Genomic DNA, 15,484 nt, shown 5'->3' with positions numbered 1-15,484 from the left:
GTTACCAACTCTCAGACTAATCCGACAACTTTTCCTGCCTGCTGTGATAGAAATAGAGGTAAATCAATCCTATCGGAGCAATAAAAACAGCAAACATCCAGCATAACAGCATCGTAAAGATTTTGACCAGCAGCATCAGCAATGCATTAACAAAAAACATATTTTCGCCCATGATGTATCCAACTATGCTCTCATAGCCGCTTCCGATTTGCGAGCCCATAAAAAAGAAAAATGCGGGAAAAATAAGGCCGAACAGAAATTGACGGATATAATAAGTAGGGGAAAGGCCGCCGAAAGTTTTTTGCCAAATATTCATGTTTTGCTTTCCGAAGTTTGAAAATACATTATTCAGACAGAAACGGAATAATAGGAAAACAATATCGGCTTTGCCAGCAACCAGAGAGAATAAAAAACGCTGTTTCCGATAGAAATTTAACCGATTAGGAGTCTTCGGATGAAAGTGAACGATAAAATCCGCCTTTTACGCGAAATGAACCGCTGGACACAGGAAGAAATGGCCGAACGGCTGGAAATGTCGCACAACGGTTATGCCAAATCGAGCGTGGGGAAACCAAACTGTATCTCGACAAACTTAATCAGATTGCTCAAGTTTTCAACATCAATTTGTCCGACTTGGTGGCCGACAACGATAAGAATATTTTCTTTTTCCTGCATGAAACACGAGATCATACCAGCGCAAACTATTTTGATTCCGATAAAGCACTTATCGAGTTGGAAAACCTGAAAATACAGTTGGCACACTAAAAAAGAAATTATTGCCCGGCAAAACAAAGAACTCTCAGCCCTGCAGGAAATTATCGAACTGTTCAAACAGAAGCAGCCTGTATAACGGCCAGGGTACTGCGGAAGAAGATAAACCTACAGCTTGAAAGGCCGTCTGAAAACATATGTCCATACAGCAGATATTTTCAGACGGCCTCAAACCATAAAACCATGATCCCCAGTGAATTTATAGACGAGTTGCTGGCCAAAGTCGATATTGTCGATATTGTCGATGAATATGTGCCGCTGAAAAAAGGCGGCGCCAACTACATGGCCTGCTGCCCGTTTCACAAAGAAAAATCGCCGTCTTTTTCGGTGAGTCCGCAGAAGCAGTTTTACCACTGCTTCGGTTGCGGTGCGCACGGTACGGCCATCGGTTTTATCATGGAATATCAGGGGCTGGGTTTTACCGAAGCCGTACAGCATCTGGCCGACCGCGCCGGCTTGGCTGTGCCGCGTACGCACGGGCGGCAGGATAACCCCGCGCAGCGCGCCGAACGCAAGAAAAAACAGCAAACACTGGAAGAAACCACCGAAGCTGCTGCCGCTTTTTACAGAGGCCGTCTGAAACAGGATGCGCGCGCGCAGGAGTATTTGCGCAAACGCGGCCTGAGTGCCGAAATCATCGGGCATTACGGCTTGGGCTATGCGCCCGAGGGCTGGCAGCCGCTGGCGCAGGTGTTTCAGCCGTATCCCAACACCCCGCTGGTGGAAAGCGGCATGGTGGTGGAAAAAGACGGCAAACATTACGACCGTTTCCGCGACCGCATCATGTTTCCCATACGCAGCCCGCGCGGGCAGGTTATCGGCTTCGGTGCCCGCGTGCTCGACAAAGGCGAGCCGAAATACCTCAATTCGCCAGAAACGCCGCTGTTTGATAAAGGCCGCAATCTCTACGGCCTTTACGAAGGCCGCGCCGCCGTCAAAGAAACAGGGCGCATTTTGGTGGTGGAAGGTTATATGGATGTGGTGGCACTGGCGCAGTTCGGCATCGGTTACGGCGTGGCTGCACTCGGCACCGCCACCACCGCCGAACATGTGAAAATCCTGATGCGGCAAACCGACAGCATCTATTTCTGTTTCGATGGCGACAGGGCAGGGCGCAAAGCCGCATGGCGCGCACTCGAAAACGCCTTGCCGCAGCTGAAAGACGATAAAGCCCTGCATTTTCTGTTTCTGCCCGAGGAACACGACCCCGACAGCTATATCCGCGCTTATGGCAAAGCCCAGTTTGAAGATGCCCTGCTCAACCAAAGCAAACCTTTGTCGGCCTATTTTTGGGAGCACCTTTCAGACGGCCTCAACCTGAACACGCAAGAAGGCAAGGCCGAATTGGTTAAAACCAGCGCACCGCTGCTTGCCCAAATTACCGCGCCTGCTCTATCTTTTCTGTTGAAGCAGGAGCTTGGCGGCAAAGTGGGCATCGACCCGGCCAATCTTGCCCGCCTGCTGGGGCAGGAGGCACCCAAGCAGTACACCAAGCAGAAAAGCTACAGGCTGCCTCAAGAAACTTTCAGGCAGCCGCAGATGCCCACCCTGATAGAGCGGCAGATACGCAGCCTCTTGATAAATCCTGCATGGGCTGCATATATAGAGCTGCCCGAATATCTCAACCTTAGCGGCGATTTCGCCTGCCTGGCCAATCTTGCCGAACTCATCAACAACCGCGCAGAGCCGCCGGGCAGCGCACAGATTTTGGAACATATGCGCGGTACACCTTATGAAGCCACCATCAGCCGCATTTTTCAAAATATGGGCAGTGCGCAAGAGTTGGAAAGCAGCAGCGAGGAAGATTGCGAAAGTTTCAAACTTGGCATGAAAAAGCTGCTAAATGAGTTAAAATACGCCCAAATTGAAATACTGAAGCAAAAAAACCGGCAGGGCGGTTTGAGCGAAAGCGAAAAAAAACTGCTGCTGGCCTTATTGATGCCGGCACATTAAACACCTTGAAGCAGGCTTGCGAACACGATTCGGGGCCGTCTGAAAACACCACACACCACACTGCAACCGAGCGCTCTTGCATCCACCGCAGAACACCTTTCGATTGTTTCAGACGGCCTCACTCCATCAAACCGTTTTAACCAGAGAACATTCTATGTCTAACGAAAAACCCGATACCCACGACAGCGAATACCAAGAACAAGACGGCAACCGCCCGCTGACCCTCGAAGAGCAGCGGGCGCGGTTGCGCCAGCTTATCATCGTGGGCAAAGAGCGCGGCTATATCACCTATTCCGAAATCAACGATGCCCTGCCCGATGATATGTCGGATGCCGAGCAGATCGACAATATCGTCAATATGATTATCGGCTTGGGCATTCAAGTAACCGAGCAGGCTCCCGATGCCGAAGATATGCTGATGAGCGACAACACTGCCGCCATCACCGATGAAGATGCCGTAGCCGAAGCCGAAGCGGCCTTGTCGAGCGTGGACAGCGAATTCGGCCGCACCACCGACCCGGTGCGTATGTATATGCGCGAAATGGGGCAGGTGGATCTGCTTACCCGCGAAGATGAAATCATCATTGCCAAAAAAATCGAAAACGCCCTGAAAAACATGATTCAGGCAATCGCCGCCTGCCCCGGTTCGATTGCCGAGATTCTCGATTTGATCCGGCGCGTCCGCGAAGACGAAATCAAGGTGGACGAAGTGGTGGAAGCCATTATCGACCCCAACGAAGTGCTGTTAAACGAACTGGGCTTGGGGCATCTCGAAAGCGCACCCGCCGCCGCAACCGAAACCGGCCGCGGTGATGACGGCGATGACGGCGAGAGCGATGATGATGAAGACGAAACCAGTGCGGAAGCCATTGCCGCCACCAATCTGGAAGAGTTGAAACAGAAAGTGTTGGAACACTTCGAGCGCATCCGGGCCGACTACGACAATATGGTGGCCGCCCTGGCCAAGCACGACAGCCGCCACCAAGCTTATCTCGAACACCGCGATGCCATCGCCTCCAAACTGCTTGAAGTGCGCTTTGCAACCCGCCAAATCGAAAGCCTGACCGGCAGCCTGCGCGAGCGCGTGGACAACATCCGCCGGCTGGAGCGCGAAATCCGCGACATCTGCGTGGAGCGCGTACATATGGACCGCGATTACTTTATCAGCTATTTCCTGCCCGAAATCACCGATTTGGAATGGGTAGAGGCCGAAATCACCAAAAACAACGTGTGGAGCAACGCGCTCGACCGTTTCCGCCATGCCATCATCGAAAAACAAACCGAGCTGGCCGATATGGAAACCGAAACACAGATTTCCATCGAAGAGTTGAAAGAAATCAACAAAAACATGGTGATCAGCGAAAAAGAAACCGCTGCCGCCAAGCAGGAAATGATTCAGGCCAACCTGAGGCTGGTGATTTCGATTGCCAAAAAATACACCAACCGCGGCCTGCAGTTTCTTGATTTGATTCAAGAAGGCAACATCGGCCTGATGAAGGCGGTAGACAAATTCGAATACCGGCGCGGCTATAAATTTTCCACCTACGCAACCTGGTGGATACGCCAGGCAATCACCCGCTCGATTGCCGACCAGGCGCGCACCATCCGCATACCCGTGCACATGATTGAAACCATCAACAAAATGAACCGCATCTCGCGCCAATATCTTCAAGAAAACGGCGAAGAGCCCGACTCTGCCAAACTGGCCGAATTGATGGAAATGCCGGAAGACAAAATCCGCAAAATCATGAAAATTGCCAAAGAGCCGATTTCGATGGAAACCCCCATCGGTGATGACGATGATTCGCATCTGGGCGACTTTATCGAAGATGTCAACAATATCGCTCCCGCAGAAGCCGCCATGTATTCCAGCCTGCACGAAGTAACCAAAGAAGTGCTGGAGAGCCTGACCCCGCGCGAAGCGAAAGTGCTGCGTATGCGCTTCGGTATCGACATGAACACCGACCACACGCTCGAAGAAGTGGGCAAACAGTTTGACGTTACCCGCGAGCGTATCCGCCAAATTGAAGCCAAAGCCCTGCGCAAACTGCGCCACCCCACCCGCAGCGACCGCCTGCGCAGTTTCTTGGACAGCGAAGAAAACAAGCAGTAAGTTTGGCGGGGCAAGGTTATCGTGTATAACCTGCTTTTTCCGCTTGAATCATGGCAGTGTTGCTGTTTTGGCGGGTTGGTTGAAAAAGGCCGTCTGAAATGTTTCAGACGGCCTTTTTACGGATACCGGCATCATTCGTCTTTATCGAAAAACGCCAGCTTTACCACATAACACAGAAACAACACCGCCAACAGCAGCATAGCGGTTTCCAGGGCGTTATCCTGCGGGCTTTGGTTCCAATAAAAAATCTCTTTTTTCATCTGCTTATTCCTTTTTCACACGCGGCACATCGCGGTTGAGCTGCCGCCACAGCGCGGCAAACCACAAATACATCACGAAAACAAACGGAAAGCCCGAAAACGACCCCACGGCTTTGATGCCTTCCATTTTGCCGGTAAAAATCACGGCATAGCTGATTAAGGTCATAAACACGCACCATACCACCGCGCGGAATTTGTTTTCACTGCGGCCGCTGCTGCTGGTCATGATGCCCAGCGAGATGGCCGCACTGGTTACTGTGGTTACGATAAAGCCGAGAAACAGCACAATGGTCAGCGGTTTGGTAAAGCCTGAAAGCGGCAGCATATTGAGCAGATAATAAAACGTGCCTTCATAATCGCCCTTGTTGGCGATTTCGGCCAAACGCCCGCTGCCCTCCACGGTGTCGAGCAGGCTGAAACCCGAAAACACCGAAAACCAAATCACGATAAAGCCCGCCGGCACCATTACCGAAGCAAACACAAACTGGCGCAATGTGCGGCCTTTGGAAATTTTGGCAAGAAACACGCCCACAAACGGCGCCCACGTTACCCACCACACCCAATAAGCCATCGGATACCACACCACCCAGTCGCGGTTGTGGAACATATACAGCTCAAACGAATGGTGCACCGTTTTGGTGAGGATGTTGCCCACCGCCACCGCCATTGTGCTTAAAAAGTAATGCGTGGGGCCGACAGCAAACACAAACAGCAGCAGCAACACCGAAAAATAAACCGTCCAATCGCCCAAAAACTTCATGCCTTTGTTAATCGGCAGCACCGCGCCGGCGGTGTAGAGCGCGGCCAGCGCCGCCAATACTGCCGCTTTCCAGCCGATAGCATCGAAAGCAAAGCCGGTGATGATTTTCAGCCCCGAAGCAATCTGCACCGAAGCCATTGCAATCGAAGAAGAAACCGACATGGCAATCGACAAAATCGCCATACCGGTAACGGCTACGCCCAGCGGCTTTGCCCATTTTTTATGGCGGAACGCATATTGCAGCGGTGCGGCGGGGGTACATTCGGTTTTGTGCTGGTAGGTAAAATAAGCCATCACCAAGCCTGCAATCATATACAGCGACCATGCCGGAATGCCCCAAACATGCAGCGCCAGGCTCATGGCGTTTTCCACTTTCTGATATTCCGCCAGCCCGGCCGCCTGAACGCCTATGGGAGCCTGGAAATAGTGCCACAGGGCTTCGATGGGGCCGAAAAACACAATGCCCACGCCGATGCCGGCGGTAAAGAGCATATTCATCCACGAAAGAAACGAATATTCGGGCACCGCATCTTTGCCGCCCAGGCGGATATTGCCGAAGCGCGGCGACAGCGCCACCGCCAATCCCACACCGAAGGCCAGCAGCGGCAGCCACATAATCAGCCAGTCGAATTTCAGGTAGAAAAATTTGCTGGCGGTTGCTATGGTGCCGGTGAGCAGGGTGGGGCTCACGACTGCAGTAACAGCCATCAGGCCGACCAGAAGGGAAGTCCATAAAAAATAATTGGGGCGTTTCGAAGAAACTTCTTGTGTAGGCATACGCTGCCCTTTCTTAGGTTTTTTGGAAAAAACACCGGCAGAAACATCATGCCGTTTTGTTATGCGGGCATCTTGGCAACAAGGGTCGGATAATGCCGAAGGCCGTCTGAAAAACCGTCAGCGTTCAGACGGCCGAGCCCTTTGCAGCATTCAAAAAAGCGTTTATCCGCCGCCATTTCTGCCTACACCGGGGCCGCGCAGCGGCTTTGCGGATCTGATGACGGTATTTCGGCCTTCAGACGGCATTAAGGTATTTTGCAGAGGCTTCGGCCTGATTCTATCCGGCGTTCAGACGGCCGAAAGCCGCAATCAGGCAATTTGGGTTTGGTGTTCGCTGCCGTTGCGGCTGCGGATTTCGCCCAAGCGGTAAACGGTTTCTCCCTGCTCGGTCAGAAAATCCTGCACCGCAGCGGCATCTTCAGCCGACACCACAACCACCATGCCGATGCCGCAGTTGAAGGTGCGGTACATTTCGTGTGCCGACACATTGCCCGCCTGTTGCAGCCATTGGAACAGCTTGGGCATAGGCCATGATTGCGCATCGATTTGGGCAACGGTGTTTTGCGGCAGAATGCGCGGCACGTTTTCGGTGATGCCGCCGCCGGTGATGTGCGCCATGCCTTTGATGGTGAATTGTTGCAGCGCGGCCAGAATCGGCTTCACATAAAGGCGGGTGGGGGCGATAACGGCCTGGCGCAGGGTTTTGCCGTTGTCAAACTCGGCATCCAAATCGGGGTTGTCGCGCTCGATGATTTTGCGGATTAGGGAATAGCCGTTGGAGTGCGCGCCATTGCCGGCCAAACCCAACACCACATCACCTTCGGTAATATTGCGGCCGTTGATAACCCGGTCTTTTTCCACCACGCCCACAGCGAAGCCCGCCAAATCGTATTCCCCCGGCGGATACATGCCGGGCATTTCGGCAGTTTCACCGCCGATTAAGGCGCAGCCCGATTCTTCGCAGCCTTGCGCAATGCCTTTGATGACATCGGTGGCGCGCGCCACATCGAGTTTGCCGCAGGCGAAATAATCGAGAAAAAACAGCGGCTCTGCGCCCTGCACCAAAATATCGTTTACGCTCATGGCCACAAGGTCGATGCCCACGGTGTCGTGTTTGTCCCAATCAAAGGCCAGCTTCAGCTTGGTGCCTACGCCGTCTGTGCCCGAAACCAACACAGGGTTGCGGTATTTTTTGCTGATTTCCACCAGCGCGCCGAAACCGCCCAAACCGCCTAACACTTCGGGGCGCATGGTGCGTTTGGCAAAAGGTTTGATGTTTTCGACCAGTTGGTCGCCGGCATCGATATCGACACCTGCATCGCGGTAGCTCAGGGAAGTGTTGCTCATGCGGGGCTTTCTTGTTCAGAGTTGGAAAAATGCGGCCGGGGCGGAAAACGTGATTGCTGCCGCGCTGTTGCCGCCTCGTCTTAAAAGAAACGGCTCTGAGGCCGTTGAAGCGGCAACAGAGCTGGCATTTTGCTGCCTCGGCAAAAATAATTCTGCCGCTGTATTTTACCCGATTTTGTGCCGCTTAAGCATTTTCAGACGGCCTGAAAAGCCAAATCAAATATGGTATGCTTGGAGCCGTCTGAAAACCGGTAATGAATCATTTTTATGTATCGCAAAAAAACTCGAGGCAGCAAGCCGTGGTTCGCTGCCGCAGCTGTGGCTGCCGTTTTTATTTGGTTGGTTTATGCGCTGGGCAATATTCTCACGCCGTTTATTGTGGCGGCGGTTTTGGCCTATATTCTAAACCCGCTGGTGGAAAAGCTGCGCAACCGGGGTATCAAGCGTGCCCCGGCGGCGATGGTGGTGATGATATTGTCGCTGGCGGCGCTTTTTGCGCTGGTGCTGATTATGGTGCCGATGCTGGTTAACCAGTTTAACAATCTGGTCGAGCGCCTGCCCCAAATTGTGGGGTTTGTCCAAAACAGGCTCTTGCCGTGGGTGAGCCGCCTGGCGGGGGAGCAGGTGGAAATCGATGTGCAGAGCGTGAGCGCATGGTTGCAGTCGCACACAGGCGAATTGAGCAATGCGCTGCGCAAAGCCGCCCCCACTTTGCTGCGCCAGGGCGGCAATGTGGCAGCAGGGCTTTCTAATTTGCTGCTGCTGCCGTTTCTGCTGTATTACTTTTTACTCGACTGGCAGCGGTGGTCGCGCGGCGTGCGCGCGCTGGTGCCGCGCCGTTTTCTCGACAGTTATGTGCGCATCAGCGGCAATATGGATAAGGTGCTGGGCGAGTTTCTGCGCGGGCAGTTGATGGTGATGCTGATTATGGGCCTGATTTACGGCACCGGCCTGATGCTGGTAGGGCTGGATTCGGGCTTTGCCATCGGTATGATTGCCGGCATTTTGGTGTTTGTGCCCTATTTGGGCGCGTTTACCGGCCTGCTGCTGGCTTCGGTTGCCGCACTGTTGCAGTTCGGCTCGTGGCAGGGGCTGCTGATTGTGTGGGCGGTGTTTGCCGCCGGCCAGTTTTTAGAGAGTTTCTTCATCACGCCGAAAATTGTCGGCGACCGTATCGGCCTTTCGCCTTTTTGGGTGATTTTCTCATTGATGGCGTTTGGGCAGCTGATGGGCTTTGTGGGTATGCTGGTCGGCCTGCCGCTGGCGGCGGTTACGCTGGTGCTGCTGCGCGAAGGGGCGGATATGTATTTCAAAAGCTGGTTTTACAACCATAAATAGCACGCTGCCGGGTGCCGCCGCAACCGATGTGGGGGGTTTCGCACATTTTTACATTTTTGACACTGGGCATGCTGCAGACGGTGCAGGATAGGGCCAAAGCGGCAAGGTTTCAAGCTGGGCAGATTCACGGCGCAGCAAATCTGCCCGTTACCGCGCTTTTGCACGGAGAGAATGGTTTTGAAAACCGCCGGGCGGCAGCAAAAAATAGCGGGATACGGTTGGTGCCGCCTGCGGCCTGCCGTTTGGCGGAAAATGTGCCGGCGCAGGAAGATGCCCCAAAGGCCGTCTGAAACCCAAAGGAAAGGCCGTCTGAAATTTTCAGACGGCCTTTGGGTGTTTGAAGATTCTATCCGAGGCTAATCCACCGCTTTATGCTTGTGTTTGCTGTGCAGTTTCCACTTTACCGCATAGCCCAGCACCACGGGCGCGGCGGCAAGAATGGTTTTAAAAGTCCAGCCCGCATACCAGGGCTTGTTGATGATAATGGCCGAAGACTCTGCGCCCGGCACCAGAATATCGCGCACCGCCATCCAATCGAGATAAGGCCACCAACAGGCAGTCAGCATTCCCAGAAAAAACGGCCAAACCGCCCGGCTCAGGTTGCGCTGCCACAGTATGAAGCACAGGGCGGTACAAATCAGCGTCAGCGCAGAAATCAGCAACTTGGTTTGCGCGGGGGCACCGAGATAATCGGCGGCCAGATAGGCCAACACCACCCACAAGGCGGCCAGCACAGCCACAATCAACTCTTCAGGGCGTTTAAACATCGCAGCTCCTCGGTAGGTTTTGGAAACGGTTTGCCACACAAGGCTTCCAAATATACCGCAAAACCCCTGTTTTGGATACCGCGCCCGTTTTCAGACGGCCTTAGCCAAACCGCCTGCAGAGCGTTAAAATAAGTTTTTCCACACCACCGGCAATTTGTTATGGACACCAAAACCATCATCACCGGCTACAGCAGCGGCTTGGGCAAAGCGCTGGCCGAACACTATCTTCAGGCCGGTTGCAGCGTATTGGGTTTGGCGCGGCGGCAAGTGTGTTTAAGGCCGTCTGAAAAACTGGTGCGGGAGCCAATCGATTTAGGCGACACCGCCGCGCTTTGCGCCTGGTTGGCGGGCGGTGCTTTGGAGCAGTTTGTTGCAGACGCAGCCGAAATCGTCTTAATCAACAACGCTGCAGCGGTTGCACCCAATGCGGTGGCGGGGCGGCAGCAGGCGGCCGAAATCGCCGCCGCCGTGCCGCTCAACATTACCGCACCGATGCTGCTGGCCAACCATCTGATTGCCTGCAAGCCCGGGCAGGCGGTTTTAAAAATCGCCCATATCGGCAGCGGGGCAGGGCGCACTGCCTACCCGGGCTGGAGCGTGTATGGCGCCGCCAAAGCCGCGCTCGACCACCACGCCCGCTGCATTGCTGCCGAACGACACCCGCGTGTGTATATCGCATCGGTTGCTCCGGGCGTGGTCGATACCGATATGCAGCGCGAAATCCGCCGGGCGCATGAAGCGGATTTCCCGATGGTGCAGCGTTTTCTCAACCTGAAATCCGAAGGCGGCCTGAGCAGCCCGCAGGCAGCCGCCGCCGAAATTGCGTCAATCATTGCCGACAGGCATTTCGGCGCAGAAATTATCGATGATGTGCGCCGCCTGCGTTAGGCGCGGGATACCATGTTTTCAGACGGCCTCGGAGCCGTCTGAAAACCCAAACACAGAAAGCAACCCTTATGAGCAACGATTTCCAATCGGTTTTGAAAAAATTGGGCAAACAGGCCAAGCAGGCCGCCGAAATGCAGGCCGAGGCAGAGGCGGCGGCAAGCAGGCAGGCAGCGCAGCAAGTGGATTTCGCCAAAGAAATGGCTGGCGTTACCCCGCTGAAAAACAGCGGCCGCTACACGCCGCCGCGCGACAAATCACCCATCAGGCCGCGCCAAGCCCAAGCAGACGCTTTGGCGGCGGAAGATTATTTTTATGTGGGTGGCGGCGGTACCGGCGAGCCGCCTGCAACCTTCAGCAAAAACGGGCAGGGTAAAAACGATATCCACCGGTTGCAGAGCGGCCATTGGCCGGTGGTGGCAGATGTTGATCTGCACGGCTATACGCAGGAGCAGGCGCAGCAGGTGTTGAACGAATTTATCGTGTTTACCCAAAAACGCGGTGTGTGCGGCGAAATCGTGCACGGCAGCGGCTTGGGATCTTCGGGTTATCGGCCCGTGTTGAAAAATCTGGTGCGCCGATGGCTGATGGCCCATCCCGATGTGCTGGCTTATGCCGAGCCGCGCCCGGGCAACGATGGTGCGGTGAGGATTCTGCTGAAACGCAACCGCCCATGGGAGCAGGAAAGTTAGGGAGGGAGATTGCGCACACCTCTGCCGCTCCGAGCCCGCAGCCTAGCTGCGGCATTGCCGCGCACGAAGAGAGCGTTTATACCAATTGTTGAATCGGCGGAACCGGTTTGGGCTTAGTTGATTCGGTTGGGTTTACTGCCCGGTATTGGGAAGCTTTTAGGCCGTCTGAAATGCTGAACAGTACCTTTGAAAGTTAAACACTTCCTCCAACTTTATATTTATAAAGGTGCTGTTTTCTAGTCCAAATACACGCCCAACTTCAAGTACCAAGCCGCACCCTATTATCACCAAGTGCACAGCCAACAGCGCACCAAATGGTACTTCAACGTCTCACGCACACACCTGCACCGTTGGATAGCCGCTTATCGGCTGATTGAAGAATTGGGGTACATGATGGCGCAGAACGACTGCCTAAAACACATGAAAACCCTCAACGAAAAGGAGGGTACGCTGCCAAAGCTACCAAACCGTTTAAACAAGGCAATTGTTGGGACAATGCGCCGATGGAGGGTTTCACACTGAAACATGAATGGATTAGTTTAAACTTAAAAAAGCCAGGTTCTGTAGTCGACAGAATCCGACTTGAAAAGGCTGTTTGAGAAAGATTCTTAACTTGTCTAAGTATTGGGGGACAGCTCACAGCTTTCAGGCGGCCTAAATGAATTTTGTAAAAGTTTCGGCATATACCTGATATGGCTGAACCGATAAAATCCGGCAAAGGAAGTGGATACGCGCAAGGTCGGCAGGTGATGTTGTGATTTTAAGAGAATGGGATTCGGGATGGCGGGGCCTTTTTGGTTTCCATTACGGTGTTTTCGCACCTCGGTTCAAAGGTTAAAGAGAGTGGTTTTGCCGGCCGCCAAATGGCAGCAGAACCGGTTTGGTACCGTTTGTCGCCGCCTTGTGCCGGTTGGGGCCTGCTGTTTTGCAGTGAAAAAATAAGGCAGTGCTGAGATATATCGGTTGTTGGTTGAATATACCGAAACCCGGCAATGAAATGTTGAGGCAGCAAAAAACACCCCCAAACAAGGGTGCTTTTGGCTTTAACGGTGCTCGGGCTTTTGCAGCAGGCTGGTTTCAGCTTGGAAGCATTGCCGTTATGCCGTACAAGGGTAAGCCCGGGCATGATGGTGCAAGTGCTTCGGAGTTGATGGGTTTGGTTGGCTGAGGCTTCTCGGCCGTATCAGGCTTTTTTATTCATCAGTGCGGCTCTGATGTAGGCGGTGAACAGCGGGTGGCCTTTGCGCGGGGTGGAGGTGAATTCGGGGTGAAACTGGCAGGCGAAAAACCACGGGTGGCCGGGCAACTCGATGGTTTCTACCAGGCGCTCGCTGCCTGCGGATACGCCGCCGACCACCAAGCCGGCCTGCTCCAGCGCGGGCACGAAGTTGTTGTTTACTTCGTAACGGTGGCGGTGGCGTTCTTTGATTTCGGTGCTGCCGTAGATTTTGGCGGCAAGGCTGTCGGGGTTTAATTCGACTTCTTGCGCGCCCAAGCGCATGGTGCCGCCGAAATCGGCATTTTCATCGCGTTTTTCCATGCTGCCGTCTGCGGTTTGCCATTCATCGATAAGTGCCACAACGGGATAAGGGGTTTTCAGATCGAACTCGGTGGAGTTTGCCCCTTGCAGGCAGGCCATGTTGCGGGCATATTCTATCAGCGCAATCTGCATACCCAGGCAGATGCCCAAATAAGGAATATTGTTTTCGCGCGCATATTTAACAGCGGCAATTTTGCCTTCCACGCCGCGCGCGCCGAAGCCGCCGGGCACGAGAACGGCATCCATGCTGTGCAGGCAGGCGGTGCCTTCTTTTTCGATAGACTCGCTGTCTACATAGGTAATCTGCACATCGGTTTCGGTGTGGATGCCGGCGTGTTTCAGGGCTTCGGTCAGCGATTTGTAGGATTCGGTCAAATCCACATATTTGCCGACCATGGCGATTTTAGCAGTGTGTTTGGGATTTTTGATGGCGTAAACAATCTTCTTCCACTCGGTTAAGTCGGCCTGCTGCACATTGAGCTGCAATTGCTCGCAGATAATGTTGTCGATGCCTTGGCTGTGCAGCATTTCCGGGATTTCATAGATACTGTCGGCATCATAACTGCCGGCCACCGCGCGTTCTTCCACATTGCAGAACAGGGCGATTTTTCGCCTTTCTTCTTCGGGCAGGGTGCGGTCCATGCGGCAGATCAACACATCGGGCTGGATGCCGATTTCACGCAATTCTTTCACTGAGTGCTGGGTGGGTTTGGTTTTGATTTCGCCGGCGGCAGCGATATAGGGCACATAGCTCAGGTGCACATATAAAGTATTGCTGCGGCCGAGCTGGCTGCGCATCTGGCGGATGGCTTCCAGAAACGGCAGCGATTCGATATCGCCCACCGTGCCGCCGATTTCGACAATGGCCACATCGCAGCCCCCCGCGCCTTCGTGGATTTTGCGTTTGATTTCATCGGTGATATGGGGGATAACCTGCACGGTGCCGCCAAGATAGTCGCCCCGGCGCTCTTTGGCGATTACCTGTTCGTAAACCTGCCCGGCGCTGAAGCTGTTGCGGCGCAGCATGGTGGCATTGATAAAGCGCTCATAATGGCCCAAATCCAAATCGGTTTCAGCGCCATCATCGGTTACAAACACTTCGCCGTGCTGAAACGGGCTCATGGTGCCGGGATCGACATTGATATAGGGGTCGAGTTTGAGCATGGTAACGCTCAAGCCGCGTGATTCGAGAATGGTGGCAATAGAAGCGGCGGCGATACCTTTACCCAATGAAGATACAACGCCGCCGGTTACGAAAATAAATTTGGTCATGATTTTTACCGCTCGTTTTGAATGCGTGATTTTACATTGAAAGGGAGGAGGGTTTCAATAAGGACAGGCCGTTTGAAAACTCCTGCGCAGCCCCAGCGTGCATTCCAAACCATGCAGAATTTCCGGCCGCAGCAGTCAATCCGCAAGCCGTCCAACATTTTGAAACCGGCAAGAGCGTTTTCAGACGGCCTTAACTGCCCGCGCACCCCGCATCAGTGCAGGAGCTTGAACACACCATAAAGTTTCCAACCACCCGCGCTTGATAAAACACAGGTCGTCTGAACCCAGCAGCTTGGGCTGCCTGCCGGGGAAGTGTTCACCTGCCCAGGGACGTGTTCAAAAGAGCAGTTTAAAAGGGGGGGGCAAAGGGGAGTGATTGAAAGAGAGTATTCGAAAGTGAGTGTTCAAACGGCCTTTCCGTCCGCCCGCGCTTAAAATAAAAAACCAAGGCCGTCTGAAAACCGTCTGCCAAACTTTCAGACGGCCTGATATTGCCCTCAGGAAAAGGGGGTATTTTGAGCCGCAGCCGTACCGACAGGAATATTGATAACCTGATATTGCCTCAAGAAAAAGGGGCATTTCGACATTCCTCACCTCAACAAACCCGATTCATTACAAACCGTTACCCGCCTCACCCTTGCCCTCCTCCAGCCAAACACTCGCCGCCGCATCAGTGCGGTAAGCTCCAGCCTGCTTTCCCAAATCCTGCACCGTCCGCGTATTCCGTGAGTCGAACCATGATTGCTTTGCCTGCAAACCGTCAATTTTCCTATACGAAACCCTGTCCTGCCTAATAAAACCCTGTCCGGAGCCGACACATTCGGGCGTATGGCCGTTAAGAAACTGATTGACTGTTATGATGGCAAAAGCGGGGTTTTAATTATAATAATTTTATTAATTTATTGATTATTTAAGGATTCGTGAGATGAGAAATATTTATGTGCGTATTGGTAACTCCGGCCGTCCGACTTTGTGCGAAGTTGCTACCTATGACAAAGGCAGGCTGGCG

At 53.6% G+C, this 15,484-nt stretch carries 12 protein-coding genes; 5 read left to right on the top strand and 7 right to left on the bottom strand.

Features of this window, described 5'->3' with window-relative positions:
• Nucleotides 1-16 precede the first annotated feature (16 nt).
• A complete protein-coding gene (locus tag IR141_RS03625; protein ID WP_135034315.1) occupies nt 17-316 on the bottom strand; it encodes a hypothetical protein in 300 nt (99 codons plus the stop codon).
• A gap of 230 nt (nt 317-546) precedes the next feature.
• Nucleotides 547-675 carry a hypothetical protein gene (locus IR141_RS13770; RefSeq protein WP_255518789.1) on the bottom strand — a complete coding sequence of 43 codons (129 nt, stop codon included), beginning with the start codon at nt 673-675 and terminating at the stop codon, nt 547-549.
• A 279-nt stretch (nt 676-954) separates the two neighbouring features.
• Between IR141_RS13770 and dnaG the strand changes: the two genes are divergently transcribed.
• The gene (gene dnaG, locus IR141_RS03620; RefSeq protein ID WP_135034314.1) at nt 955-2,724 is read left to right on the top strand and encodes a DNA primase; all 1,770 of its coding nucleotides are present in this window, start codon (nt 955-957) and stop codon (nt 2,722-2,724) included.
• 154 nt (nt 2,725-2,878) lie between these two features.
• Nucleotides 2,879-4,837, top strand: a complete 1,959-nt coding sequence (gene rpoD / locus IR141_RS03615; RefSeq protein WP_135034313.1) for an RNA polymerase sigma factor RpoD — start codon at nt 2,879-2,881, stop codon at nt 4,835-4,837.
• Between the two features lie 131 nt (nt 4,838-4,968).
• Here rpoD and IR141_RS13765 read toward each other — a convergent pair whose 3' ends face one another.
• The 3 genes from IR141_RS13765 to purM all read right to left on the bottom strand — a co-directional run bounded on the left by IR141_RS13765 (nt 4,969) and on the right by purM (nt 7,981).
• Nucleotides 4,969-5,097, bottom strand: a complete 129-nt coding sequence (locus IR141_RS13765) for a hypothetical protein (protein ID WP_255518788.1) — start codon at nt 5,095-5,097, stop codon at nt 4,969-4,971.
• Between the two features lie 4 nt (nt 5,098-5,101).
• The gene (locus IR141_RS03610) at nt 5,102-6,634 is read right to left on the bottom strand and encodes a BCCT family transporter (protein WP_135034312.1); all 1,533 of its coding nucleotides are present in this window, start codon (nt 6,632-6,634) and stop codon (nt 5,102-5,104) included.
• A gap of 309 nt (nt 6,635-6,943) precedes the next feature.
• Nucleotides 6,944-7,981, bottom strand: a complete 1,038-nt coding sequence (gene purM / locus IR141_RS03605) for a phosphoribosylformylglycinamidine cyclo-ligase (RefSeq protein ID WP_135034311.1) — start codon at nt 7,979-7,981, stop codon at nt 6,944-6,946.
• Between the two features lie 267 nt (nt 7,982-8,248).
• Between purM and IR141_RS03600 the strand changes: the two genes are divergently transcribed.
• Nucleotides 8,249-9,319, top strand: a complete 1,071-nt coding sequence (locus IR141_RS03600) for an AI-2E family transporter (RefSeq protein ID WP_135034310.1) — start codon at nt 8,249-8,251, stop codon at nt 9,317-9,319.
• A gap of 356 nt (nt 9,320-9,675) precedes the next feature.
• Here the strand turns inward: IR141_RS03600 and IR141_RS03595 are convergent, their stop codons facing one another.
• On the bottom strand, nt 9,676-10,086 hold the full coding sequence (locus tag IR141_RS03595; RefSeq protein WP_135034309.1) for a hypothetical protein: 411 nt from the start codon (nt 10,084-10,086) through the stop codon (nt 9,676-9,678).
• Nucleotides 10,087-10,245: 159 nt separating this feature from the next.
• Here IR141_RS03595 and IR141_RS03590 point away from each other — a divergent pair, with 159 nt between their 5' ends.
• Together IR141_RS03590 and IR141_RS03585 are read left to right on the top strand one after the other, a co-directional pair.
• Nucleotides 10,246-10,974, top strand: a complete 729-nt coding sequence (locus tag IR141_RS03590) for an SDR family NAD(P)-dependent oxidoreductase (RefSeq protein ID WP_135034308.1) — start codon at nt 10,246-10,248, stop codon at nt 10,972-10,974.
• A gap of 68 nt (nt 10,975-11,042) precedes the next feature.
• On the top strand, nt 11,043-11,663 hold the full coding sequence (locus IR141_RS03585) for a Smr/MutS family protein (protein WP_135034307.1): 621 nt from the start codon (nt 11,043-11,045) through the stop codon (nt 11,661-11,663).
• 1,183 nt (nt 11,664-12,846) lie between these two features.
• Here IR141_RS03585 and IR141_RS03580 read toward each other — a convergent pair.
• On the bottom strand, nt 12,847-14,475 hold the full coding sequence (locus IR141_RS03580; protein WP_135034305.1) for a CTP synthase: 1,629 nt from the start codon (nt 14,473-14,475) through the stop codon (nt 12,847-12,849).
• Nucleotides 14,476-15,484: the final 1,009 nt, after the last annotated feature.

Source organism: Neisseria sp. 19428wB4_WF04, assembly GCF_015235335.1.
In the GTDB taxonomy this organism is placed as follows: Bacteria; Pseudomonadota; Gammaproteobacteria; order Burkholderiales; family Neisseriaceae; genus Neisseria; species Neisseria musculi.
Note: the sequence above shows the minus strand (reverse complement) of the source record. Positions and strands in the feature narration are given on the sequence as shown.